Raw genomic sequence first — 23,501 nt, 5'->3', positions numbered from 1 at the left:
AATTTTATATGACAGTTATAGTGTCATAAATAAGTGTATAATAAAATCCGAAGTTTGAGGAAATGAATATGTCTGAATTGATGGAAACCAAGAAAAAGTTCAGTTTGGAGGAATTGTCCGAACTTACGGGAATTTCCAGAAGAACCATCCGCTTTTATATTCAGAAGGGACTAATGAACGGACCGGAAGGAGAAAAGCGAGGCGCTTATTACACGACGGAGCATTTGGAGGACTTGCTTCGCATTAAGCGAATGACGGAAAAACATATTCCTTTGAACGAGATTCGGAAGGCAGATACCGAAGAAGAAAGGCCGACTCTTCATGTCGGAAGCGTCACGGTCTGTTCGCACATTTGTTTAGGCGCTGGTTTGACACTGGTTGTTGACCATAAGTCTTCTGAATTGTCCGGAGAGAAATTCAAAGAATTCGCAGCGGCGCTTTGCGAATTCATCGAGGAATTTAAGAATAAGGAGCAGGAAAATGTCTAGAGAAAAATTATCAGATTCTCCTTTGAAGAAAGTGGTTTGGCAGGCGGTCATTGATGGTCCGCTGATGAGTTACACGTCGAGTCAGCATTACCACAATGACACTCAAAATCCGATAGAAATCAACTACAGTTTTCCGCTCCCCTATGGAAAGAGTGTTATTTCAAAGTTCAGGGCCAACATCAATGGTGTGGTTCGTGAGGGCAAAGCTTATCCGAAAAAAGTAGCCGAACAAAAATATGAAGACGCTATCGAGTCAGGCGATACTCCCGTCATGCTGGAGATTACTGAGAAAGATTTTTGCACAACTTCATTAGGCAACATTCTGCCCGGCGAAGATGCGTCTATTGAACTCGAATATTTTCAGCTATTAAATTACTGCGATCACAAACTTCGACTGACCATTCCAACCGTGATAGGAGAAAGATATGCCTCTGACATAGAAGAGCAGCCTTTCGGAAGGTTTGAAATCACTCATAATTTTTTTGCTGATTACGATTTGGACGGGAGCGTATTGCTCAAAGGAGCTTTAGCTAAAGGAAAAATTTCCTCACCCACTCACTCTATTGAAGTCCAGAAACAAGGAGAAGATATCGTTGTCAGACTTCTTGGTGCAAAACTAGATAAAGATTTAGTCCTGGATATCGAGGCGCCTATTGAAAGTGCCGTCTACGTCGCAAAAGATGATTCAGGATGGGCGGCGGTTGCCAATTTCATTCTGTCCAATGAGCCTGCACAGCTTCCTTTGGACTTGAGCATCCTGGCAGATTGTTCCGGCTCAATGGGAGGTTCAAGAATTAATTGGATGAAGCAGGCCCTGAAAAAATTAAATTCCAAATTTGAATCCGCCGACCAAGTAAGTTTGACAGCTTTCGGCAGTTCTGTTGAGTTGAAGCTTCTTCCTAACCGAATGAAATTCGAAGAATTTCAAGGAAATTTTGCTGAAGCGGTTTCTTACCTTGATGCTGATCTCGGAGGAACAGAGTTAGAACAGGCGATTGTCAGCTGTATGAATCTTTTTCCGGGCCGCAATAAACAAAGCGCCATGCTTTTGCTTACTGACGGCGAAGTATGGGATTCTTGTAAGCCCATGATCAGGGCTGCTTTGGAGGCTAAAAGAAGAATCTTCATCCTCGGAATCGGAATGGCGCCTTATAGCAATCTCCTTGTCGAACTGGCGGACAAGACCGGCGGTGCATATGAAGCAGTCTATAACTGGTATGACATAGAGGGAGCAGTTGAAAGAATGCTTAAACGCATTCGGTCAGAAGTTGCAGTACAGCCTGAGATTCATTGGCGAGCTCCTAAATTTTGGTCTTCTAAGAAAGGCAAGTCTTTCTTCACTGAGGATAATTACACTGGCTTCGCTTTTTTGAAGGAACTGCCAGAGTCTGTAAAACTCTCTTGGAAAGAAGACGGAAAAATTAAAGAGATCGGTGCGAAGGTCATATCACATGATTATGGCTACCAACTTTGCCAGCTCGTCGCTGCTCAGCGCATGCTCTCTACCGATATAAAGGAAGAAAAAAGAGATATCGGCGTCAAATACAATATCGCCGGACCTGAAACCAACTTTTTCTTGTCTTTCGTTAGAGAAGAAAATGAGAAGGGGATGACTAATCCTGACCTAATGGTTGTACCGCAGATGGTCCCTGAAGACAATTGGGTTTTGAGTCAGGCTTATCCTGATTCAAATAATATTTGTTTCAGTAAAACTTTAACAAGATGCGCTTCTAGGTCCGCACCGAGTCAGTATGATGCATCAGCCGCGATGCCCTTAAGTGAGATTCCTGTCGATGAAACTGAAGACCCAACAGTCAAGCTTTTGCTTGAATTAGCTACCAAGTTGGAGCTGAGCTTCCAGGCATCCGATGTAGATATGTATGTGACTCATTCATATGATTTCCTCTCGAAGTTTGAGGTGGTCAAGAGAGAGTTCGTAGAGTTTGTAAGGCGCATTGACCAGAAATTAATAAATGTTTCTATCAAAGGAGCACTGCCCAAGGGGTATTACCTGGAAGGAGCGATCGAGAAAGTAGAAGACAAGGCCGGATCTTTATTGCCTACTTTTGATGAAACAGAGGATGTTTCCAAACTCGATCCTGAAGCGTTTACTGCTTTGTGTGTTTTTATTTTCTTTGCATCAAGAGGAAATTATGAAGAAATTGACGCTTCGTTCCATTCCTCTCTTTTGAGTTTGATCAGGAGGACCATCAGAAGATAGAAGGATGGATTGGGGTAAATAAGAAGTACTTGCCGGAATTTTTCCGGCCTCACTTTTACGATATAGCCTCGAGGCTCACCAGGCAAAGGCCTGAGGCCTGTGAGTTCAGAATCCTCTTTTGCTCGTTAAAATTAGGAAAGAATAGGAGGAGCCAGGTATGACGAGAAATTTGCTTGAAAAGTGCGAGTTTCTAGTAAGTTGCGAAGATAAAACCCTTCTTCAATTAGCCGCATCTATGGCTGGACTTTCTCTGTCTGCCTTCATACGAAAAGCGGCCATCTCCGCGGCAAAAGAGGCCATAGACAAAAATAACCACTATCTTCTTTCGGGCAATGACGCAGGAGAGTTATTTTCGGTTATTGATAACGGTTTTATTTCGAATAAAAGGCTAGAAGAAGCCATGAGGCTAGCGGGGAAGATTGAGGAAACCGGTGCGTCCAATGGTTATTGAATATCTTGCTCCAGCTGCTCATAGTAGAGAGGATTTTTCCGATAGATATGAATTTTCAGAAAACCTCCTGAAAAACATAGCGATTCAAGTCAAATCTTCTAATTTCAGAAAAGGAAAAGACTGGAAGGCAGTGATGGGCGGCCTGCCGATTCTGATCACCATTGAAGATGAAGCTTTCCGGCGCAGAGTCCTGTCTGGAGAAAAAGAATTAAAAAAGACGATGTTTAGATTGCGGATGAGAAGCTGGTTCGAACCATTGAACAGAACAAGATTGTCAATAATTATCATGCCGTCCATGTGATTGGACACAAGAATTCTTCGTTGATCAGTACCTTTTAATTTCAAAAGGCATTTATCTATGGATTCCCGTTAGAACCAGAAGCCGGCTGCGCAGAAAACTAACGAAATTGCCAAGATGGTGTTTATCAACTTCGTGTGATTGGCAAACAGTCTGGAAGCGACTGAGCCAAAACCAGACCAAACCAAATTACAGCTTGTACCGGCGATCGCGATGAAGATTGCGAAAGCCGCGAGTGCTTCGGTACTTTGATAGTAGGGAAGTACAAACATTTGGATGGAGACGATGGCTGACACCATTACTTTTACGTTTACAAATTGCAGAAACAAACCTGAGAGGTAAGCCTGTCCCTTTTTCGGTTCAACGGCTTTTGTGTCATAAATACTCCTCAAAATCTTTACAGCAAGCCAAATTAGATAAAGTGTTCCCAGCACCAACATGGGTAAACGAATTTCAGGAATCCATTCATTTAGCTTTGCGCAAAAGAAAGCGCAAAGAAGGGTAATGATGCAAAATCCTGTGAGGACACCGGCATTGAAATAAAGCGTTTTTTTGAATCCGACCTTGAGGCCCAAAGACATAGACATGATGTTGTTTGGTCCGGGTGTGATGGACGTTACGAATGTATAGAGCAAAAAGGATGTCAAGGGAAACATGGTTGAGGTCTGTAATTATGTGTGCCCACTTATGCTCAAAATTATACTGATGCAATTAAACGAACTCCTATACTCGGATCATCTTTGATATGGGAGGAACCATGAGCAATAGACTTAGTTATGAAGAAAAGGAAGAACTTCCTACTTCTGTATTTGGATTGCCTGAAAGACGTGAGTACCCGATGCCTGACGCCGCACACGTAAGAGCGGCTGAAGCTTATTTCAGATATTGCCCTGAAGAATTGAAGCCTGAACTCGCACGTGCCATCTTGAAGAGAGCAAAGGAATTCGGCGTTGATGTCGAAAGCCCGACGGTTCTTCAGTACGCTGCAGAATAGTCATCATTTCTTTGCTGTCTACGCAATCGGAAGCGCAAGGTAGAGGCGCAGGCGGATAAAAGCCTTCGTTTCTATTGGTGCGTTTTTATTGCAAGAACTCAAACCTCAGACCGGCCGAAGAGGCTGGAGGCTGAGGTTTTGCTTTATCGATTTTTGACACCACTAGGCGGTTAGGCAGCTCTTTTTGTATCTGCTTCTCTACGGCTGACAGAGATACGTTGCTTAAGGCCTCAGAATTTTGGATTTTCCTTGTTCATTTTCCTTTGAAAAAATACAATAAGTAAAGGGGAAAGACAAAATGTGCTCAAGCTCAGGTTCTGATTCAAACGGTTATTGGAAAGACGCCGCGCTTATTCTCGGAGCTTCAATGCTGCTAAATCGAAAGCAGGAAAATTCTTCCGAGTACTCTGGCAGTTGTGACAATCCCATCTCGCTAATAATTGAGTGCTTCGGTTTAATTAAGCTCGTCCTTATAGATCCCATTATCTGGGCCTTTGGGGTAGTTAGGGAAGCGCCTTCTTTACTCAGTAAAATTTTCTACTTCTTTGTTCTTTTGCTTTCTGCACCAGCTTACTACGCTTTAGCAATACCTATTGCTGCATTAATAGCAGGATTGATTTTGTTGGTGGCGGTATTCACAGCGGCACTTATTGGAGGATTTTTCTTCTTGATCTATATATTTTGGAAGATTGTCTTTGGTGCCTTATAGCTGCCTTTAGTCTTCAATTTTCTTTTTTCGTGATGCCAATTTTGTGCAAAGTTGGTAACAAGAAGGCCGGATAGGTTATCCCGGAATCACGTCGGTTTTATACTTCAATTAACTTTTTCTCTTTTGTTTCCACTATTTGTTATGACGAGTAGATCCGGTAAACCTGTTGTTGCATTTATGTATGACTTTGACGGGACGTTGTCGCCTGGAAATATGCAGGAATACGGATTCTTAGATAAGTTAGGCGAGAGCAGCACGGAATTCTGGCGAAAATCCAATGAAGAAGCACAAAGGTTCGAGATGGATCCGATTTCCGCGTATATGCATTTAATGATCAAAGAAACGGAAAGCAGAGCTCTCAACATTAGTAAGGAAAACCTCATCAAGCTCGGACAAACCGTCGATCTCTTTCCCGGAGTTGAAACTTGGTTTAAGAGAATTAATGAATACGCCCATGCCAAAGGCTTAAAAGTTGAGCACTTCATTATCTCCTCAGGGCTCAAGGAAATCATCGAAGGGACACCGATTGCTAAAGAATTCAGAAAAATTTTTGCCTCGGCCTTCATTTTTGACGCTTACGGCAAGCCGGTTTGGCCGGCTCAGATCGTGAATTTCACGACAAAGACGCAATATATCTTTCGCATTAATAAGGATTCCTTAGATTTAGCCGATGTCAAAAAGGTAAATCAGTACATTCCTCAGGATGAACGACGTGTGCCTTTCAGAAGAATGGTTTATTTCGGCGACGGCGATACCGATGTTCCGTGCATGAAACTTGTTAAAGCAGAGGGCGGTTTTTCTATCGCGGTTTATCCGGCGCGGAAGAAAGAGAAGGCCAGTCAGCTTCTTGCGGACAATCGCTGCAGTTATATTGCGCCGACAGATTATTCTCCGGATACAAAAGTCGAAAAACTCGCCTTCGGCATTATTGACCTAATCTCGGCTCAGGAAAACCTCAATAAACTGGCTGAAAAGTAATTCTCGGCAAAGCAAAGACAAGGCTTTCTGCTTAACCCTGTCCATTGAGCACGAAAAGTGGCTTTGCCAACGGACGTTGCATAAGTCCATGTCAACTCTTTAGAGTTCGTTCTTCTCTTTTAGATAGAGTTTGAGCCTTTCGACGACTTCCACGTCAGCCGGAAGCCAAGCAACCGAATCCAGCTCATCAGGCTTTAACCATTTTGCGTCTTCGTGCTCAATCAGCTCGATGGTTCCTTTCGTGATGACCGAGATGAAGCAGTGCATTGTTAAGTGGAAGTTCGGATAGTCGTACTCCACGGTGTGAAGAAGCTTTTCGGGTCGGATCTCCACATTGAGCTCTTCTTCGATTTCGCGAACGATCGCATGCTCGGCTGTCTCGCCGGCCTCCATCTTTCCTCCGGGAAATTCCCAGCCGTCTTTAAAGTCACCGTATCCGCGCTGAGTTGCGAGGATCTTTCCATCGTGATGAATAATGGCAGCAACAACTTCAATAGTTTTCATTGTCAACTCTCGGTAATGTATTCGTAGATATCACGTCGAACATTAGACTCTAATCGATAACGAACTTTAAATGCCGAGACTTTTTCTCCTGTGCCGTCTCGTTTCGGAACGGCCACAGGTTCAGGGCCTCCTATAGCATTCATCTCGCCCAAGAAATAGAAAGTCTTGGTCTCAGAGTCGTTTTTGTTCTTCCTTACGAAAAGCAAAATTTTAGTGTTTTTATACTCAGGTTGTTTTCTGAAGATGATTTCGGCATCTTTACTGTCAACCTTTCGATTAGTTTTCGAAAGTGCGATTAAGTATTCTTCATTTTCGAAGTGGTCTTCGTAGGCAATGGCATCATCTTCCTTGTTGTAGTTCACTAGAACCGGAAGCGTATTCGTTTCATCGTCATATCTATAGCCGCCGATAATTTGCGCGCTGATGTATTTAGACCAATTCAGAAGGCGGGGAATGTCCTCATAGGAATACTTCTCATTCAACGTTAAGTCCATGCAGCGATAACGTTTGGAATAACGAAGATCATATCTCTGATAAATAAACGCAATAAGATCATTAAGTTGCACTATGAAATCAGAAGAGGTTTCATCGTTTAATGCTCGATTGAAGGCGTCTGCGATTCGGAAATCTTCCGTCCCGATTGGTTCAACAAATACAACGTCTTTGTTTCTCTCTTTTTGGTCCCCTGTTAAGTTGAATTGATTCGACAAGTTCAAAACGATATTTTTCAACAAGTCGTCGGACGCATCGATGCCAAAGCGCTTAAGAAGTTGTTCCTTGAAGAAGTCCGCATTGGTGTTTTTATTATTAATGATGGACTCGATTAACAATGCCTCCGCAACTCTCTTACCGTTCCCGAATCGTCCAGAAAGATAGCTGAGCATTTTGGCTTGCAGAGGAGACAGTTTGCCTGTGTAGTCTTTTTCGTACTTCGCTAAGAAACCATAGTAAGAGGAACCGTAGTGCGCCCATTTTTTCTCAAAAAACTTCACAGCATCGATACCGTTGTGCGGGTAAAAATCAACGAGGTTCGGAATTCTCCCGAGTTTGTTCTTAATTGCTTGGTAGGATGTGCGCAAGAGTTCAACAGTGTTGGTGCGGGCATTATCGATAGATTCAAGGACACGATCGCGGACGACTTTTTCAAACTCAACCGTTGAGGCTCCCGGGATGACTTTTGTTCCGAGCATCACAAGTTTGCGCATACTGTCTTTGTCATAAGAGTTGTCTCCTGACAGAGCTACAGGAATCAAGTAGTTTTTCTCATAATTCGCAATGAAGTCGAGAATCACTACATACTCTTTGCCAGCAGCTTTGCGAAGTCCTCGTCCGAGCTGTTGGGTAAAAATGATCGGACTTTGTGTCGGTCTTAAGAAAATGACTTGATTGATTTCAGGAATGTCGACGCCTTCATTGAAAATGTCGACGGTTAGGATGTAGTCCAACGCTTGGGGACCGTCAGCGCCGGCCAATCGATCAACTGCGGCGAGGCGTGCTTCAGGTTTTGAATCCCCAGTGAGATAAGTGGTACGAAGGTTGTGTTGGTTTAATTTCTCTGATAATACCTTTGCTTCATCAACGCTGGAACAAAAAATCAAACCTTTGACGCGTTCTCCTGAGAATTTAAATTCTTCGGCTTTTTGTAAGACATGTTTGACACGTTCATCAGAAGTCAGATAGGCAAAGTTTGAGAAGTCCTTTTGTTCCTCATTATTAATTTTGAGATCGCTGATACCGTGATAATGGAACGGGCAGAGTAGGTTGTAATCCAACGCATCCTTCAGGCGGATTTCGTATGCGATTTGATGGTTGAATATCTTAAAAACGTCTTTGTCATCCGTGCGTTCCGGGGTTGCAGTCATTCCTAACCAAAATTCTGGCTGGAAATGCGCCATGATTTTGTCGTAGCTATTGGCTCCGCTTCTGTGGGCTTCGTCAATGATGATGAAATCAAAGGCGTCTGGTGCAAAATCCTTAAGAATGCGGTCTAGAGAAAGCGTTTGGATGGTAGAGAAGAGAAACGTACACTCCTTGTCTTTATGATTCCCGGAGAGCAGGCCGTAGGTTTGCCCATGCTCAGAGCCTATGACTCTTGCAAAACTATTCTTAGCTTGAATGGCGATTTGTTCACGGTGGACGACAAATAAGACTTTTTTGATCGGTCGCTTATGATGCTCAGGCTTTTTTTGTTCCATTAAATGCTTAACAGAGAAGGCAGCAGCGTAAGTTTTACCCGTTCCAGTTGCAGAAATTAATAAAGCACGGTTTTGACCGGAATGATAAATTTCGTCTAACTTCTTAATAAAAGATTCCTGCATTTTGTTGGGCTTGAGCTCAACCTTCTGAGGCAAAGAGGAAATGTAGGCATTTGCCTTGCGTTGTAAATCTTTTAGAGTTTTTCTTTCTTGTTCATATTCCTCTATGACTTCTTCCAAGGGGAAGGAGAGAGGATCGTTCCATAATTTTTCGAACTCTTTTTTGATGAGGAAGACCATCTCACCTTCAAACGTGGATACGAATTTGACGTTCCATTCTTGGTTCGTTGTTAATGCGTTCTGGGTGAGATTCGAACTACCGATAATGACGTTACATTGAGAAGAATGATTAAAAATGAAGGACTTAACGTGAAAGCCTGATCCTTCTTTGCAGCGATACATTCGAACGTCAATATTCTCGAATTTTGCAAGTTCTTTTAATGCGCTAGGTTCGGAAAAGAGGTTGTAGTCGGTGGTGAGAATTCGACCTTTTATACCTTTTTCTTTGAGTTCCAAGAGCGTTTGGGTGAGTAGATTTACTCCGCCGTCCGTGATAAAAGCAACGCTGATATCAAAGGATTCGCAACCGCGAAGTTCGTCAAGAATATCGCATATAACTTTTTGAATGTTTCCGGCTGAAAATTGACCAGAATTGATTAGGAACTTGGAGCGGTATTTTTCTGAAGAATCGTGTTTCTTGCAAATGAATGAGGTTTGAAGACTCTCCTGCAAATCTTCTATATTCAGCTTGTGATCCATGACTTTTCTACTACATCCGGTTTTTCTTTGAATATACCCGGAACGTCTCACATTTGAGTAAAAAAGAACTGATTCCGTGAAATGAAAGTAGAACAAACACTCACAAATGAGCTACTCAGAACTTCGAATCTCGGTAGAAACCCTGTATAAAAGAAAGGTGTTCACTTTTATAGGAGGACATCACATGAAAATTAGAAATGTCGCTTTTATTGCAGCTTTGATCGGATGGATAGCCCTCGCGGTTTACTACGTCACTCCGTCGGAGTCGGCGGTAGCAAAAGAAATTGAAACCGCACCAAAGACGGTCGGCGAAACTTTAAGTGCAATCGCTCAAAGTTTGAAACATGAAGGCGAAGAAAAAAGAAAGCAGCTGAGAATGGATGAAGGAAAACAGGCTCCAAAGCCAACTCCTTCTGCTAAAGAGCTACCAAAAGAAACGAAAAAAAATCCTTCAAACCAAAAGTAACTGAAAACGAGGCCGGCATTCCGGCCTTAAGGTTTTCTGAGACTCTTTCAACTCAAACTTGGAAATTAATGAGAACGAATATTATTTATTTCTTCAATCGAAGTGATTATAATTCTCAATAAATGGTACAAGGAGTCTCGAAATGTACAAAACGACAGTTGTTGTGGACGGAATGCATTGCTCTATGTGTGAGTCTCAGGTTAAGTCTCTGGTCATGAAAATTTTGCCGGACGCAAAACTTTCTGCTTCACATAGAAAAGGAACGCTGACAGTTGAAGGCAGCTTCATTCCCAGCGGAAATCTTCTTAGAAAAGCGCTGAAAGACGGCGGTTATGAAGTCAAAGACATTTCGACAGAAAAAGTAGAGAAGAAGCTCGGACTGTTCTCGTCTTTATTCCACGCCTTGAAGTCAGCCTAAACGAAAGAATTCTTATGAGCCGCAAAAGCGGCTTTTTTCTCTTTTGTGGAGCACTAAAGACAAATTTCTTTCTTTGGCTTTTCGTTTTGCTCTCGAACCATAGTCCAGAGTCCCCAAAGTGTCGACAGACAAAAACAAGTCTCAAGACAAATTCCTCCCCAGCTCTGAACGTAGACGTTATGAATGAGCCAAAGGATTGAACCCGCCAATAATCCGAGGCGCAGTTTGATTCCGTCAAATCGGAACAATGACAGCGTCAGCACGACGCTTGCTGTCAACGGAAGAATATCTACTGTAGACCGCGAAAGCGCTAAAGCCATCGCAGCGCTGATGATGATTAGTGCGGCAGCGCAGAGCAGAGATCGCGTGTAGATCGACAACGTGATTCGAGCCAGCGCGATCACACATGACACGACGGCCGTCGGAAGTCCAAGCAGCGCAAAATGAATCCCATAAAGCACGGTGTGGATGATTAAACCCTGCTTTAACCGTAAATCAGACTTCTGCAGCATGGCTATGATGGCTGCAGCTGCCGCCAGCCATCCCGCCATCTGAGCGAGATCCATGTCACGCCTCTTCTAAGATCGGAGAGATTCTGTCTCTCAGCTTCTCTAATTTTTCTACGATTTCTTCAATACTGTACTTCTTAAGAACTCGGTCTTTGACCGCGACAATGCCGACCGCCATCACGGGCATTTTTCTGCCCAAGAAGACGGGAACCGCAATGGCAAGAACGCCTTGATCCCATTCCTCATCGTGAATGCCGTAGCCTTTTTCGAGAGAATCCTTCAGAGCAACTCTTACCTCGTCAGGATTCACTTTGGTTTTGTCCTGGAACTTGATGTGAGAGCGCTTTAGTTCTGTTTCTAAAAGATCTTCATCTTGGTATGCCCAAAGGATTTTTCCGGCCGCAGAAGCGTGAATCGGAAAGGCAAAACCCGGGTGTAGTCCGGTCGTTTCAATCGGTTGGGAGAAACCGACAAGGGAGATGAGGCGACCTCTTAATTGAACCAAATAAACCGTCTCAGCTAATTCGTCAGCCAGCTGATCGAAATACTTTTCAACGGAAGCAAATTTTTGGGCATTCCTGTCTGCAATGGTTCCGAGCTCGGTCATGCGTTTGGTCAAACGCTGTCTGCCTCGGCCGTTTGTGGCTTCGATCATCCCGACTCTTCGCATTTCTGCAAGCAGTTTGTAGGCAGTTGAGGTGGGAATGCCGAGCGCCGTCACGATATCCATCAGCAAAACGCCTTCTTTGGAAGTAGAAAGCAGCTCGAGCACTTCAACAATTCGATCCAGTCTGAATTGTCGGTTTTCTTGGGATGGAACTTCAGGCATTTCAATTAATGGTCAGGAAACAATTAATTATAACGGCAGACCTGGTTTACTCGATACAGGGTTTGATCCAATAAAAATTTCCGTTAAGGAATTTTAATATTCGTTTTAAGATGTTAAATTCTCTCTAATAGAGAAAATAAAAGTCAATAAAGAGAATGTGGTGAACTTAAAGGAGAAATCATGCAATCTCACCTCATCTCAAGAAGAAGTCTCATCAGAAGTTCTCTGATCGGTCTGGCATGCAGTGCCGTACCGGCTATCAGCGCAGCAGAAAAAGATGATTGGACCGAAACCTATGACGTGGTCATTATCGGCAGTGGCTTTGCAGGTCTGGCTGCCGCCTACAGTGCTCTGGAAAACGGCGTCAAATCCGTTTTAGTGCTGGAAAAAATGAATGTTTTCGGAGGCAACTCTTGCATTAATGGAGGACAGATTTCCTTGGCAGGAAGCGGACTCCAAAAGAGCAAGGGCATTAAAGACAGCCCGAAACTCATGGAAGAGGACATGCTGAGAGTCAGCCAGCGTCTGAACCATCCGGCCCTGGTCAAGGCCGTTGTGAAAGAGTCTCCGGCTTGTTACGACATGATGGTGAAATGCGGCGTCAAATTTGCCGATCAAGTCATCCGTCTCAGCGGCCACAGCGCTCCGAGAACCATCTTTGCAGAAAACTACGCCGGCGGCGGTATCTGCGTTCCTATGCACAAGTGGCTGAAGGATCACGGCGTTGAATTCAGAAATAAGAGCTTCTGCAGTGCAGTTCTCACAGATAAAGACGCCGTTGTCCGCGGTGTCGAAGTCGAAGGCCAATATGATTTCGACAAGAAGACACATAAGAACACCTACAAAGTGCAGGCAGTGAAGGGCGTGGTTTTTGCGACAGGCGGCTGGGGCGCTGACAATGAATTCATTTCCGCTTCAACTCCGCAGTACTCCACACTCGAAAGTACCAGCCAGAAGGGCGCCACATCTGAATCCGTCCGTATGCTCCTCGGACTTGGCGCGATGCCGGTCCTTTTAGACATTTATCAGGTCGGTCCGTGGGCAACGCCTGATGAATTCGGCGCCGGCGCCGCTTCGATTTTTGCCGATTACATCTTTGCCGAAGGCATCATGGTGGACGCCAGAAACGGAAAACGCTTCGTAAATGAATTGGCTTCTCGCAGAGAACGTTCAGAGGCCGAAATGAAGTGCGTTGACCAGCAGGGCAAGCCGGTTATGCCGTTCGGATTCTGTTCTGAAGAGACCACAGTTAATCGTCCTGGTTTCAAAGCAAGTTTCCGCGAAGGTACGGTCAAGAAGTTTGACACCGTTGAAGCTCTCGCCAAATTCTACGGAGCCCCGCTTGAGCCGTTGAAACAGCAGATCGCTGAATGGAACAAGATGGTAGCAGCAGGTAAAGACGAGCTCTTTGGTCGTCCTCTGGATAAGCGAGTCGAATTGAAGGCTCCGTTCTACGCAATGAGATTCTGGCCGAAACTTCACTACTGCATGGGCGGCATCGGCATTAACGATCAGGCTCAAGTGATCAGCACGAAGACCTGCAAACCCATTCCTCATCTCTATGCAGCCGGCGAAATTACCGGCGGTGTCCACGGCTTGGACCGTTTAGGCAGCTGTTCTTCTACTGACTGCCTTGTTATGGGCCGCATCGCCGGAAGATCTGTCGCAGCCAACCTTTAAGAGAGAAAAAATCATGAAATACATCGTGTTATCTATGGCGGCCGCTTTCTCCATCCTCCTTAGCCCCGCCTTCGCACAAAACCAAACCATGTCCGGATCAATGGCTCGTCTCCACGCTAATGTTCAATGCGCTCAATGCCATAACAACACACAGCTAATGCAGACTCCTCAGGACACTACTTGTATCCAATGCCACGGAAAATCTTCTTCCATCCAGCTTCCTGCTAACGTCAATGAGAAGAACTATCACAACTCTCCGCATTACGGAGACACCGTAAGCTGCCTTGAATGCCATAGAGAGCATCAGCCTCAGCAGAATCTCTGCAAAAACTGCCACGTCATCAAATGATCGGAGCTTCTAAATGAAAAACCTTCATCTTTTAGCGATTTCGGTCGGCATGGCTATCGGTTCTGCTGCCATGGCAGAACCGTCGGTGACACTGTACGGAATTCTTGACGGGGGCGTTTCCGTCAGCAAACTGCAGCATCAATCCGCCAAAGTTCAAATGACCAACGGCAATTGGCTGAGCAATCGTTGGGGCTTGATGGGCCAAGAGGATCTTGGCGGCGGAAACAGTGTGTATTTCAAGCTGGAGCAGGGCTTCAACTTAAGCAACGGTTCAGAGGCTGTGGCCGGAAAGGCATTCAATCGTGAGACGGCTTTAGGTTTGAGCGGCGATTGGGGTAAGTTAGGCTTCGGACGCTTCGGGGACTCTCTTCGGACTGTGGAACGTTCAGCATCTTAGGCGGAGCTGCATATTCCACTTCGTTCTCAACGATCGGCAATATGTATGGAGCCTTCTATCTGACCGACAGCTACAACAACTCTGTGGCTTATGTGACGCCGGAGTTCGGAGGTATTCAAGGACACCTGATGTACTCGAACGGAACGGATACCGATGAGAAAAAGTGGTCGCATAACTCTCATTACTACGGCGCTGGGCTGACCTATAACAAAGACAAACTTTCCGTCGATGTGATCTACGAACTGTTGGACCACAAAGGTGCCACAGACCAAGAAAAGACTCGTCTTTTGAACCTCGGGGCCTCTTACGACTTCGGAACCTTCAAAGTGTTCGGTGCGTATGAATTTGCACAGCATGCTGCTTTGCCCGGAATTGAATTTGCTGAAGAAAAGATGGCAGAAGCCTACAACGCGGGCAGAGCGAATAACTACCATGCTTTCTCACTCTCAACGTCTGTAAAAGTGCCTGGCGGAGACTTAATGGTTCAAGGCCAGTACGTCTTTGGCAAAAACAAGAACGATGACAAACTTGAAGACGACTTGGATAAACAATTCAACGCTTACAGTATCGGCGGCGGATACTTGTACAACTTTTCTAAGAGGACGCTGATGTACGTTCAGGGAGCATGGGGAAAAGCACATAACGCTTTAAATCTAGCGCCCGGATTGAGCGGATGGAATACTTCCTTGGGTGTGGTGCATAGGTTCTAAATTATCTCCTTAACATGCAGTCCTTCAGCCTGAATTCCCGTTCTTTCGAGAATTCAGGCTGTTATTTCATGTTTATGCCAAATGAGCTGTGGTTCATCAAGTAAACTGAGGACAGACCGAATTCTCAAATAGTGTTTTCTAAAAGCAGGGAGCGTCTGTATGCACAAAAATCAGTTCGGAATCACCCGAATGAATCTAGAGCATCTCAAAACGTTTCACGTAGTTGCCAGTCTAGGCAGTTTTACTGAAGCGGCAAAGGCGCTTTATATGACGCAGCCAGCGGTCTCTCAGCAAATTCAGGGGATCGAACATGCACTCCGCAATCCGCTTTTCGATAGAAGTAAACGTCAGATACGACTGACCGCTAAAGGAAAAATCTTGTTTAGTTATACTCAGAAGCTCTTTGGGATTTTTCGTGAAATCGAAAACGTCTTTAGTGATTTGAATCACCTTTTGACGGGAGAGCTCACGATAGCCGCCAGCGCAGTGATGGGTAACTATTTTCTTTCTTCCTTTATTGGGGAGTTTTATAAAAAATATCCTCTGATTTCCATTCGTTTGGAAATGGGGGACTCTGCCTACGTTACGCACCTCGTAGAAGAGGGGCTTGCAGATGTAGCTTTAAGCCGCCACGTGAAAAATCTCAAGCACTGCAAACAGAAGTTGCTTATCAAAGAGCCGTACGTTTGTGTCTGTGGACCTACATCTCCTCTAGCCGCAATGAAAAGGTCGCTTTCTGCAAAAGAATTCGCGGAAAATTATCTTGTCATGCGTCAAAAAGGGAGTCGTATGCGTTCCAAGCTCGAGGAGTGGTTTAAATGTGTCGGAGTTTATGAATTCCTCTCGACGCCTGTTATTGAAGTTAATAGTCTTGAAAGCTCTAAACAACTAATTGCGCGAGGTTTCGGTGCAGCGGCTTTTCCATCAATAGCAGTCAGACAGGAATTAAAACGAGAATCGCTGATTATGCTTTCGGTAGAAAATTTTTCTGTTACAGCGGATTATTTTCTTGGCTACAACGATAAACGTGAACTTTCTCCGGCAGCTTTCGAATTTATCTCCCTCCTTACAGAGAGTATGAAGCCGAAAGATCAAATTTGAGTTGTACTTATAAGAATTTCTTATGGGAAGCATATGATTTGATAATTTTTAAATTTGCCGCCTAAAGCTCAGAATTTACTCGTAGCTTTTAATCGAAATCAAGGAGTTTTAAAGTGGCAAAAGAAATAGAAAGAAAATTTCTCGTCATCGGCAACGGATGGCGTGAAAACGCAGTCGGCACTCATTACCGCCAAGGTTATCTGAACAGCGTTAAGGAACGCACAGTTCGTATCAGAACAATCAATGACAAGGCTTTCCTTACGGTTAAAGGATTGACGGTCGGCTGCACACGCCTTGAGTTTGAATATTCAATTCCATATGACGACTGCGTCAAGATGCTCGATGAGCTTGCAGAAAAACCGATTATCGAAAAAACTCGCTACAAGATTCCGGCAGGGAACGGGCTTACATGGGAAATAGACGAATTCCATGGGGTTAATGAAGGTTTGATCGTAGCTGAAATAGAAATTCCCTCCGAAGATACATCCTTCGAGAAACCTGACTGGCTTGGCGAAGAGGTCTCTTCAGATCCTCGTTATTTCAATTCCAACCTCGTCTCTCATCCTTACACCACATGGAATAAGTAGGTAATCAAATGACAAATCCATACGACAAAAATAAAGCAATTAGTGCTGATGAAGCGGCCAAAATCATTCCCCGCGCTGAATTTCGCGTCTTTGGAAAAGATATTATTGCCGGCGTTCAGGAACATATGTGGAAATGCAAAGCCACGCTTTACGCTGCTCGCGTGATGCCGGAGGAGGTTTATTTCCTCTCTCGACGCACCAACGAAGCCAATGTCAAAGTTCGCGACGGTTTGCTTGACATTAAAACCAAAGTCGGAGAAACGCCAGATGGTTACGAAATTTTCCAACCTCGCGGCAAATTCCAATTCCCCGTCAAACAGGAAGAGTTGGCCGAAATCCTCAAACATCTCGAAGTCCCGCTTGAGCTGACAAAAGACGTTTACAGCCTTGAGGAGTTTATAGATATGGCCAAAAAGAATTCGGACCTAGCTGTCGTACGTGTGGAAAAGAAACGCTATGGCTTCTCAGTTGAAGGAATCATCTGCGAATATGCTCAGGTTTGGTTCAATGGCGCAATGGTGGAGACAGCCTGCTGCGAAAGCGAGAATTATGAAGGCATGAAAAAAGCGACGCAGGCTCTGGGTATTTCAGAGCTGCCCAATACAAACTATCTAAAAGCTGCTAAACAAGTTCTCGGCATGAACTAAAGTTTTATTGGAATTAACCGGAACGGTGGTTTTAAACAGCCACCGTAAAAATTATGACAACGAGCACCGTCCAAACCAATTACGACCCTCTGGATTTAAACAGCTACTCTCTAAATCGGCTTCCTAAGAAAAAGCTCACTAAAACCGGGGCATTTTTTAAGAAATGGGGACTACCGATTGCTGCAATTCTGTTCTTTGTCCTTGCGTATGTCGTACAAATCCCCATTCTGAATCAGAAACAAGAGATAATGTTTGCCCTTTTTGCAACAGCTCTTTTTCTTTGGATCAGCGAGGCGCTGCCGAACTACGTTACCTCAATGCTTTTAATCTGCGGCCTTGTGCTGACAGGAATTTTAAAAGCGAAACCGGCAATGGCAACCTTGGGGGATCCGGTTATCTGGTTAAACGTTTCAGCATTTGTTCTTGCAAGCGCTTTAGTGAAGACACAACTAGTTAAGCGAGTAGCGCTTTGGCTGATTCTTCGTTTTGGACGAAATGCCTCAGCAATCTTTCTGACTTTTCTTGGTATTAACGTTCTTTTGGCTGCGTTTGTAAACGCCACAGCAGCGAAAGCTGCGCTTATGATGCCGCTTTTCATGGTCATCTCTGCTGTTTACGGTGCTCCGGGGACTGATACAACGAATAACTTCTCTCGAAATTTGGTACTTTACAACTTAGTCATGATCAACGCCAGCTGCAACGCGTTTATGACTGGTTCCGGTGCCAACCTTCTTGCAATCGCTTTGCTCGCGGGAGCCGGATGCACGATTTACTATTTTGATTGGCTAATGGCCGGCCTTCCGCTTGTTATTGGATTTGGAATTATCGGGTACGGACTCGGCATGCGATTTATCTTTCCCGTATCCGAAGAAGACAAACAGCCGAAGCTGCAGGGCGGCATGGAATCCCTTCAAAAGGCATATGAGGAGCTCGGGCCGTTCAAGATGGACGAGCTAAAGGCAATCGCTATCTTCGGTTTGGTACTTTTAGTTTGGGCCACGGATAAAATTCACGGCATCAATGCAACAGTTGTGGCTATGACTGGCGCCGTCATTATGCTTGCACCACAGTTCAAATTGCTAAATTGGAACGATGTTGATATCCCTTGGCATCTAATGATCTTCTCCGCGGGAGCTTATGCGCTTGGGGCAGGACTCACAGCTACTAAATTGATGGACACTCTCACCAAAGCTATGATGGACGGGTTAGGACTGGTTTCTATGAGCTATTTCAGTCTGTATGCTCTTCTGACCGGCATCTTTATCGCAAGTCACTTCATTTTCCAAAGCAAGAACATGAGGACGATTATTTTCATGCCGATAGTTATTGGTATTGCGCAGGAATTAAAGATCGATATTCTTTCGTTAGCGATTCCTGTGGCACTCTGCATTAACGTTTGCTGGAGCCTCCCGTTTAATGCTAAACCGAACGCAATGCTTTACGGTACAAATAAATATACGATGGGCGAATCTTTCTACTATGGCTTCGTTATGTCTTTTCTCTACTGGCTCGGTTTGATGCTTGCCGGAGCAACTTATTTTAAATGGCTCGGCATCACTCCCGGATTCTTCTAACGAAATAATGATACGCTGTGCCGCAAAGTTTCCTAAGACTTTGCGACACGATGTTTTTCCATCCTCTTTAGTCGGTTTATTTTGCAGGAGAACTCATGCTCATAGACGCGATTAAGCAGCACGGCAAAAAACAAATCGAAGTTAAGCAAAAAATCCGCATCACAGATAAAACTAAAAAACTCAAGTACCGGGTTGACACATTCTTTATTTTTTCCGGCGCGCTTCAAATCACGGAAAATAATTTCAAAAAAGAAGAGTTCAAACATAATCTGAAGTGCTACCTTAGTCTGAGTGAGCAAAGCCCTAGTCTGGATGGTCTCCTCAAGGAACTTGTTGCTCGGAGAATATCTTCAGGCAAAGAGGAGAAATTTGATGATTTCTTCAAACGCTTCTGTCTCAAATATAAAACTGCACTTCAAGAGAGCAGCCGCTCTTTGATGGAGAAACAAGAACTGTCCGCGGAAGAAACTGAAACTTTTCTGCAGACTGTCTATAAGCTGCTTGATGAGTTTAGAAACATAAAGTTCTCACAAGAAAATTCAGAACGAGAGGTTCGGCTGCTCGATAAACTTGACGAATATCTCACTGTGGTGACCGCGTTCTGCCTTAGAGATCTCAATGAAGTCTGCATCGGTGAGCCGAGAAACAAAATATTGTCTTTTTGGCAGGAAGTTGAGAAATACCGCGCAAGCCGCTTTCCGGTTGAATCAATCGAAGGAGAGAGTAAGGAATCGGCATTCTTGATGCGATGGTCCTTTCTGAAAAAACTTGTTCAGAGTTCTCTTTTTCTTGACATTCGTTATAAGCAAGGTGCTCCCTTACTTACGCATTCTATTTACGGATCAGCGGCGGCACTATCGATGCTTTTTGCGACGGTGGTGGCATTCTTCTATCAAGACAAATATGGGTCTTTGAGCCGGAATTTATTCTTCGCTCTCGTGATTGCCTACATATTCAAAGACCGCTTTAAGGAAATTGTTAGGGATTGGCTCTCCAATGTGATATTTAGAAGATGGATTCCGGATAGAAGGCTATTTATTTTTATGGGTAAGAAGAAACTTGGGTGCGCAAAGGAAAATTTCGGCTTTGTGTCTCTTAAAGAGCTTCCCATTGGCAGCAAGGATATTTTCCAAGGGGATAACTGTTTGTTATCGGAAAACTTCCAGCATTCTAAGCTGACGCCATATGCTTGTGATTCCATTTTTCGCTATAGCCGAGAGATTACACTCTCAGCTTCAGAATTCCCCGAAGAAGCTTGTCTCATTGATATTATTCGTTTCAATGTCTCTGAATTTCTTCATAACTTGGGAGCAACTTCGGAAGAGCTTCCTTTTTTCTGCGAGAATGGGAAAAGTCCGAAAGGGGAGAAGCTATATAACATATATCTTTTTCGATCATTTTGCATTGGAGAAAAAAGCGACTCAGAAGTAATTAAAGTTACCGTGAATGCTAAAGCAGTCAGACGCATCACTATCGTTAAGTCCTTTGAAAATGGAATGTCTGTCTTGGAAAACCGTGGCAAATTTATCTATACCTAGCGTTTGTTGGAGCTGATACGCGAAGACTCACTCAAGCAATACTTTTTTCACATTTTCTCTAGCATTGTGCAGCAACGTTCACTGAACAAAAATGCTCCGACTTTTGAGCCGGAGCATCACCTCATCGAGTTAATCTAACCAGATACTCGATTTTTCGGCGGAGAAAACATTACTTCTTAGTAACTGGATAGATGACCTTGTTAATCTCTTGTACTGTCTGAACCGGCATCTGCCAGGGATTGGAGCCTTTAACACCGGATGCAAACGTCAAATCAATACCAAAAAGGCCGCCGGCTAAACGAGTGATTCTTCCTTCCTGCCCACTGGCAGAAGCAATGACCGGATATGCAGGGTTCTTCGTTCTAAATTCAAGTGTTCCATTGAGGAAACGGAGAACATCGGCTTGAGAATTGGGTTTCACCACGATTTTGGCGACATCGCCGCCAGCATCAATTTCCTTTTTGAGAATGTTAGCAATTTCTTCGCTGCTCGGAGTACCTTTCAAATCATGATAGGCAACGACAACAGGGACTCCGTTTAAATCCTTTTTGAGATTTTTAATAGTGTCTGCCCCATACACCAATTCGACGTCAATCAGGTTAGGTAGTTTGAGAGCTGCGGCCTTCTTGTAAAAATCAAACTTCGGTTTTTGACCAACTTTTTTGAAACCTCTTTCCTCCGCGACACGGACTGTCAGAAGAATCGGTGTGTCGCCGATAATATTACGAATTGCTTGGAGAGCTTCAATGGCTTTATCGGTATCTTCAATGAAGTCCCAATAATCGGCGCGAACTTCAACCATGTCCGGATTCAGAGCTTTTACTGTTTTCGCTTCTGCTTTGATGGCTTTAAGATTTTTGCCTACAAGGGGAGAACAAATAACGGGCTGTTCACCGCCAAGAAGAGTTGGACCGGCTTGGATCGGGTGGGTAGGCATAGGGCGAACAAAATCTGCAGCATAGGCAGAAAGTGCGAATGCGGGAACGAGAAGAGCGGCTGCGATAAGGGAAAGTTTGGCTTTTTGCATCTTATGGACTCCTAATAGAATTTAAAACTGAGATTGATTGATCTCGTATGGAAGTATTTTGAGATTTGAAGGCTTTTTCTGATACCCCCGAATGGGTGGAAAAAACAAAAATGATTGAACAACCTCAGAGTCAAGGATTTTTTGTCGAATTTTTCTTTTTGGCGGAGAAAGGAGTGGTCGGCAAACTGATTTTTGTCGTTGGATTATTTTTCTCTCAGCCTTTAGTAGTTCAAGCGAATGCGGCAAGTGCACCGATAGAAATTTCGCAGCCTTCTTTGACAATTGGTATCCCTGATACGCTTGTCAATCCCAAAGATGTTATCGAACTTCAAAAAATGCTCTCCGAGCTCAGGCGAAGTCTTCCCAAATATCACGTAGCAACCATAACATTTTCAGCTGCTGATGGTCTTGATGCCTTGAGAAAAGACAAACCGGATTTTATTTTGGCTCCGACAGGTTTCTTTGCCACGATAGACGGTTCTCCGGCACAAAATACCTACAAAATTGCTACTCGAATCAATCTCAAGAGCGGGGACCCTGAACAGTCTGTCGGTGCAGCGCTCGCTGTGTTGAATGACAGAAAAGAACTCGTATCTCTTGCTGATCTGCAACATAAAACAGCGCAGAGCGGTCTTCCGAATACGATTGACAGCTGGCTGAGCGTTCGCAATGAATTGAAGAAAAATCATTATGATGATGAACACTTTTTTTCGAAGATATCCTTCAGCAATAACGCATATCCTGACGTACTAAGCGCACTGCTTAATAAAAAAGCAGATGTCGGAATTATTCCTGCCTGTCTTCTGGAAAACCTTGAAGAACAAGGTCTGATTAAGAAGGGATTGATTCGAATTGTTCATCAAAAGAAAGACTCTCCGCTTGACTGTAGGCATTCCACAGATCTATTTCCGGATATCAGCCTGTGGGCGGCGGAGGGTACGCCGCGAGAAGAAGTGAAAGACCTGACGATTGCGTTGTATAAAACGGGCGGAGATTTGAGTCGCCAGTGGGTGCCAAATGTTAGTGAACGCCGGATCATGGAATTGTTTGAGCGATTGAAAGAAGGACCTTACCGGTATCTTCGAGATATTACGCCGGCTGCATTGTATGAACGACATAAAGGAGCCGTCTGGTTTGTGTTCCTTTTGTTCGTATTTTTGCTGTTGAATGAACTCCGTTTGAATGTTCTTATTAAAAGACGTACGGCAATGCTTGCCAATGCTCTTTTGGAAAAAGACAATTTTGAAGCTAAAGCCATCAAAGTCAGAAAAGCGCTGAATGCTTACGAGAAACGTTCTATTGTGCAGCAGATGAGCGGCATGATTGCCCACGAACTCAGCTCTCCGTTAGGAAGCATTAGAACCTATGTGACGCTGCTGAAGATGGAGAGCTCGTCCAAAATACCTTTTTCCAAAGAAGTAAAACAAAAAGCACTCAATGGTATTGAAGAGCAGGTTTTAACTATGTCAAAAATCATTGACCGTGTTAGGGGGTACGCTAAAAATAATTATTCACGCCAGGAGGATTGTGATCTAGCTCTGCTGCTTAAGAAGTCAGCCGGTTCTTTGATCGCCGAGCGCGGAAGACAATTGGAAAATCAGATTGTTTTTGATTGGTCCGTCCGCACATACTACCCGATAAAAGGGAATGCTTTGGAGCTGCAAATTCTTTTTTTGAACCTTCTTAGGAATGCGGCTGATGCGTTATCTGACGACGTTAGCGGCACGATTCACGTTAAGATATCAAAAGACGCAAAAGCAGAACAATGGCTGTGTGAAATCGAAAATCCAGCCTCTCAAATGTCTCAGTCTCAGCTTGAAATGATTAATGAGAAAAGTTATTCCGTCTCTACAAAAACGACTGGTCTTGGGATTGGTTTGAGTATTTGCCGCGGAATTTGTGATCGTCATGGAGCATCGTTAAGTTTTCAATTAGCTGACAAAAAATTGAAAGCTGCATTAAGGTTCGACATCTTGCCGGAAGGTCAGTCTGCTCAAATAGGAGGATAGAAA

Annotated in this window: 25 protein-coding genes; 19 read left to right on the top strand and 6 right to left on the bottom strand. The window is 44.2% G+C overall.

Features of this window, described 5'->3' with window-relative positions:
- Window positions 1–62 precede the first annotated feature (62 nt).
- The 4 genes from ACZND6_RS01235 (at window position 63) to ACZND6_RS01220 (ending at window position 3,461) form a co-directional block, all read left to right on the top strand.
- Window positions 63–488 (top strand): MerR family transcriptional regulator, encoded by a 426-nt coding sequence (locus ACZND6_RS01235; protein WP_489524309.1) that lies wholly within the window; start codon window positions 63–65, stop codon window positions 486–488.
- Window positions 481–2,709 carry a VIT domain-containing protein gene (locus tag ACZND6_RS01230; RefSeq protein ID WP_293737902.1) on the top strand — a complete coding sequence of 743 codons (2,229 nt, stop codon included), beginning with the start codon at window positions 481–483 and terminating at the stop codon, window positions 2,707–2,709. The genes ACZND6_RS01235 and ACZND6_RS01230 overlap by 8 nt, the downstream gene beginning before the upstream one ends.
- Window positions 2,710–2,866: 157 nt before the next feature.
- The gene (locus ACZND6_RS01225; protein ID WP_293737903.1) at window positions 2,867–3,160 is read left to right on the top strand and encodes a type II toxin-antitoxin system TacA family antitoxin; all 294 of its coding nucleotides are present in this window, start codon (window positions 2,867–2,869) and stop codon (window positions 3,158–3,160) included.
- On the top strand, window positions 3,150–3,461 hold the full coding sequence (locus tag ACZND6_RS01220) for a hypothetical protein (protein ID WP_293737904.1): 312 nt from the start codon (window positions 3,150–3,152) through the stop codon (window positions 3,459–3,461). The genes ACZND6_RS01225 and ACZND6_RS01220 overlap by 11 nt, the downstream gene beginning before the upstream one ends.
- 68 nt (window positions 3,462–3,529) lie before the next feature.
- On the opposite strand, the gene ACZND6_RS01215 is transcribed toward ACZND6_RS01220, so the two are convergent.
- Complete coding sequence (locus ACZND6_RS01215) at window positions 3,530–4,114, bottom strand: LysE family transporter (protein ID WP_293737905.1); 585 nt, start codon at window positions 4,112–4,114, stop codon at window positions 3,530–3,532.
- Between the two features lie 101 nt (window positions 4,115–4,215).
- Here ACZND6_RS01215 and ACZND6_RS01210 point away from each other — a divergent pair, with 101 nt between their 5' ends.
- From ACZND6_RS01210 to ACZND6_RS01200, 3 genes are all read left to right on the top strand, one after another.
- Window positions 4,216–4,452, top strand: coding sequence for a hypothetical protein (locus ACZND6_RS01210; protein ID WP_293737906.1), 237 nt, complete (start codon window positions 4,216–4,218; stop codon window positions 4,450–4,452).
- Between the two features lie 298 nt (window positions 4,453–4,750).
- Window positions 4,751–5,161, top strand: coding sequence for a hypothetical protein (locus tag ACZND6_RS01205; protein ID WP_293737907.1), 411 nt, complete (start codon window positions 4,751–4,753; stop codon window positions 5,159–5,161).
- A gap of 141 nt (window positions 5,162–5,302) precedes the next feature.
- Window positions 5,303–6,139, top strand: a complete 837-nt coding sequence (locus ACZND6_RS01200; protein ID WP_300875598.1) for an HAD family hydrolase — start codon at window positions 5,303–5,305, stop codon at window positions 6,137–6,139.
- Window positions 6,140–6,238: 99 nt separating this feature from the next.
- Here ACZND6_RS01200 and ACZND6_RS01195 read toward each other — a convergent pair whose 3' ends face one another.
- Window positions 6,239–6,643 (bottom strand): (deoxy)nucleoside triphosphate pyrophosphohydrolase, encoded by a 405-nt coding sequence (locus ACZND6_RS01195; protein WP_293737909.1) that lies wholly within the window; start codon window positions 6,641–6,643, stop codon window positions 6,239–6,241.
- A gap of 2 nt (window positions 6,644–6,645) precedes the next feature.
- On the bottom strand, window positions 6,646–9,657 hold the full coding sequence (locus ACZND6_RS01190; protein ID WP_300817088.1) for a DUF3427 domain-containing protein: 3,012 nt from the start codon (window positions 9,655–9,657) through the stop codon (window positions 6,646–6,648).
- Between the two features lie 106 nt (window positions 9,658–9,763).
- Between ACZND6_RS01190 and ACZND6_RS01185 the strand changes: the two genes are divergently transcribed.
- Both ACZND6_RS01185 and ACZND6_RS01180 read left to right on the top strand, forming a co-directional pair.
- Window positions 9,764–10,123 (top strand): hypothetical protein, encoded by a 360-nt coding sequence (locus ACZND6_RS01185; RefSeq protein ID WP_489524308.1) that lies wholly within the window; start codon window positions 9,764–9,766, stop codon window positions 10,121–10,123.
- A gap of 142 nt (window positions 10,124–10,265) precedes the next feature.
- Window positions 10,266–10,541 (top strand): heavy-metal-associated domain-containing protein, encoded by a 276-nt coding sequence (locus tag ACZND6_RS01180; protein WP_008864244.1) that lies wholly within the window; start codon window positions 10,266–10,268, stop codon window positions 10,539–10,541.
- A 53-nt stretch (window positions 10,542–10,594) separates the two neighbouring features.
- Here ACZND6_RS01180 and ACZND6_RS01175 read toward each other — a convergent pair whose 3' ends face one another.
- On the bottom strand, window positions 10,595–11,107 hold the full coding sequence (locus tag ACZND6_RS01175) for a YgjV family protein (protein WP_008864243.1): 513 nt from the start codon (window positions 11,105–11,107) through the stop codon (window positions 10,595–10,597).
- A gap of 1 nt (window position 11,108) precedes the next feature.
- Window positions 11,109–11,879, bottom strand: a complete 771-nt coding sequence (locus ACZND6_RS01170; protein ID WP_489524307.1) for an IclR family transcriptional regulator — start codon at window positions 11,877–11,879, stop codon at window positions 11,109–11,111.
- Between the two features lie 180 nt (window positions 11,880–12,059).
- Between ACZND6_RS01170 and ACZND6_RS01165 the strand changes: the two genes are divergently transcribed.
- The 9 genes from ACZND6_RS01165 to ACZND6_RS01125 all read left to right on the top strand — a co-directional run bounded on the left by ACZND6_RS01165 (window position 12,060) and on the right by ACZND6_RS01125 (window position 20,462).
- Window positions 12,060–13,559: a flavocytochrome c gene (locus tag ACZND6_RS01165; protein WP_300875586.1), complete on the top strand. Its 1,500-nt coding sequence runs from the start codon at window positions 12,060–12,062 to the stop codon at window positions 13,557–13,559.
- Window positions 13,560–13,572: 13 nt separating this feature from the next.
- On the top strand, window positions 13,573–13,908 hold the full coding sequence (locus ACZND6_RS01160; RefSeq protein WP_022099346.1) for a cytochrome c3 family protein: 336 nt from the start codon (window positions 13,573–13,575) through the stop codon (window positions 13,906–13,908).
- 13 nt (window positions 13,909–13,921) lie between these two features.
- Complete coding sequence (locus ACZND6_RS01155) at window positions 13,922–14,305, top strand: porin (protein ID WP_300875582.1); 384 nt, start codon at window positions 13,922–13,924, stop codon at window positions 14,303–14,305.
- A gap of 41 nt (window positions 14,306–14,346) precedes the next feature.
- Window positions 14,347–15,015: a porin gene (locus tag ACZND6_RS01150; protein WP_300875579.1), complete on the top strand. Its 669-nt coding sequence runs from the start codon at window positions 14,347–14,349 to the stop codon at window positions 15,013–15,015.
- 159 nt (window positions 15,016–15,174) lie between these two features.
- Window positions 15,175–16,116, top strand: coding sequence for a LysR family transcriptional regulator (locus ACZND6_RS01145; RefSeq protein ID WP_293738627.1), 942 nt, complete (start codon window positions 15,175–15,177; stop codon window positions 16,114–16,116).
- A gap of 113 nt (window positions 16,117–16,229) precedes the next feature.
- Complete coding sequence (locus ACZND6_RS01140) at window positions 16,230–16,703, top strand: CYTH domain-containing protein (RefSeq protein WP_293704997.1); 474 nt, start codon at window positions 16,230–16,232, stop codon at window positions 16,701–16,703.
- An 8-nt stretch (window positions 16,704–16,711) separates the two neighbouring features.
- Entirely contained in the window at window positions 16,712–17,350 is a 639-nt protein-coding gene (locus ACZND6_RS01135) for a hypothetical protein (RefSeq protein ID WP_293738628.1), read from the top strand.
- A gap of 53 nt (window positions 17,351–17,403) precedes the next feature.
- Window positions 17,404–18,924: an SLC13 family permease gene (locus tag ACZND6_RS01130; RefSeq protein ID WP_293738629.1), complete on the top strand. Its 1,521-nt coding sequence runs from the start codon at window positions 17,404–17,406 to the stop codon at window positions 18,922–18,924.
- 95 nt (window positions 18,925–19,019) lie between these two features.
- Window positions 19,020–20,462 carry a hypothetical protein gene (locus tag ACZND6_RS01125; RefSeq protein WP_489524306.1) on the top strand — a complete coding sequence of 481 codons (1,443 nt, stop codon included), beginning with the start codon at window positions 19,020–19,022 and terminating at the stop codon, window positions 20,460–20,462.
- A 169-nt stretch (window positions 20,463–20,631) separates the two neighbouring features.
- Here the strand turns inward: ACZND6_RS01125 and aroD are convergent, their stop codons facing one another.
- Window positions 20,632–21,489 carry a type I 3-dehydroquinate dehydratase gene (gene aroD, locus ACZND6_RS01120; protein ID WP_008864236.1) on the bottom strand — a complete coding sequence of 286 codons (858 nt, stop codon included), beginning with the start codon at window positions 21,487–21,489 and terminating at the stop codon, window positions 20,632–20,634.
- A gap of 95 nt (window positions 21,490–21,584) precedes the next feature.
- On the opposite strand from aroD, the gene ACZND6_RS01115 reads away from it, so the two are divergent.
- Window positions 21,585–23,498, top strand: coding sequence for a sensor histidine kinase (locus ACZND6_RS01115; protein WP_489524305.1), 1,914 nt, complete (start codon window positions 21,585–21,587; stop codon window positions 23,496–23,498).
- The last annotated feature ends 3 nt before the right edge of the window (window positions 23,499–23,501 follow it).

The sequence above is a fragment of the Parasutterella sp. genome (assembly GCF_057870745.1).
The sequence above is the reverse complement of the archived record's forward strand: the minus strand, read 5'-3'. Positions and strand labels throughout refer to the sequence as shown.

Bases quoted from the DNA above. Each gene is read 5' to 3' on its own strand.
- ACZND6_RS01235 (WP_489524309.1), top strand. From the start codon at position 63: ATGAATATGTCTGAATTGATGGAAACCAAGAAAAAGTTCAGTTTGGAG.
- ACZND6_RS01230 (WP_293737902.1), top strand. From the start codon at position 481: ATGTCTAGAGAAAAATTATCAGATTCTCCTTTGAAGAAAGTGGTTTGG.
- ACZND6_RS01225 (WP_293737903.1), top strand. From the start codon at position 2,867: ATGACGAGAAATTTGCTTGAAAAGTGCGAGTTTCTAGTAAGTTGCGAA.
- ACZND6_RS01220 (WP_293737904.1), top strand. From the start codon at position 3,150: ATGGTTATTGAATATCTTGCTCCAGCTGCTCATAGTAGAGAGGATTTT.
- ACZND6_RS01215 (WP_293737905.1), bottom strand. From the start codon at position 4,114: ATGTTTCCCTTGACATCCTTTTTGCTCTATACATTCGTAACGTCCATC.
- ACZND6_RS01210 (WP_293737906.1), top strand. From the start codon at position 4,216: ATGAGCAATAGACTTAGTTATGAAGAAAAGGAAGAACTTCCTACTTCT.
- ACZND6_RS01205 (WP_293737907.1), top strand. From the start codon at position 4,751: ATGTGCTCAAGCTCAGGTTCTGATTCAAACGGTTATTGGAAAGACGCC.
- ACZND6_RS01200 (WP_300875598.1), top strand. From the start codon at position 5,303: ATGACGAGTAGATCCGGTAAACCTGTTGTTGCATTTATGTATGACTTT.
- ACZND6_RS01195 (WP_293737909.1), bottom strand. From the start codon at position 6,643: ATGAAAACTATTGAAGTTGTTGCTGCCATTATTCATCACGATGGAAAG.
- ACZND6_RS01190 (WP_300817088.1), bottom strand. From the start codon at position 9,657: ATGGATCACAAGCTGAATATAGAAGATTTGCAGGAGAGTCTTCAAACC.
- ACZND6_RS01185 (WP_489524308.1), top strand. From the start codon at position 9,764: ATGAGCTACTCAGAACTTCGAATCTCGGTAGAAACCCTGTATAAAAGA.
- ACZND6_RS01180 (WP_008864244.1), top strand. From the start codon at position 10,266: ATGTACAAAACGACAGTTGTTGTGGACGGAATGCATTGCTCTATGTGT.
- ACZND6_RS01175 (WP_008864243.1), bottom strand. From the start codon at position 11,107: ATGGATCTCGCTCAGATGGCGGGATGGCTGGCGGCAGCTGCAGCCATC.
- ACZND6_RS01170 (WP_489524307.1), bottom strand. From the start codon at position 11,879: ATGCCTGAAGTTCCATCCCAAGAAAACCGACAATTCAGACTGGATCGA.
- ACZND6_RS01165 (WP_300875586.1), top strand. From the start codon at position 12,060: ATGCAATCTCACCTCATCTCAAGAAGAAGTCTCATCAGAAGTTCTCTG.
- ACZND6_RS01160 (WP_022099346.1), top strand. From the start codon at position 13,573: ATGAAATACATCGTGTTATCTATGGCGGCCGCTTTCTCCATCCTCCTT.
- ACZND6_RS01155 (WP_300875582.1), top strand. From the start codon at position 13,922: ATGAAAAACCTTCATCTTTTAGCGATTTCGGTCGGCATGGCTATCGGT.
- ACZND6_RS01150 (WP_300875579.1), top strand. From the start codon at position 14,347: ATGTATGGAGCCTTCTATCTGACCGACAGCTACAACAACTCTGTGGCT.
- ACZND6_RS01145 (WP_293738627.1), top strand. From the start codon at position 15,175: ATGCACAAAAATCAGTTCGGAATCACCCGAATGAATCTAGAGCATCTC.
- ACZND6_RS01135 (WP_293738628.1), top strand. From the start codon at position 16,712: ATGACAAATCCATACGACAAAAATAAAGCAATTAGTGCTGATGAAGCG.
- ACZND6_RS01130 (WP_293738629.1), top strand. From the start codon at position 17,404: ATGACAACGAGCACCGTCCAAACCAATTACGACCCTCTGGATTTAAAC.
- ACZND6_RS01125 (WP_489524306.1), top strand. From the start codon at position 19,020: ATGCTCATAGACGCGATTAAGCAGCACGGCAAAAAACAAATCGAAGTT.
- aroD (WP_008864236.1), bottom strand. From the start codon at position 21,489: ATGCAAAAAGCCAAACTTTCCCTTATCGCAGCCGCTCTTCTCGTTCCC.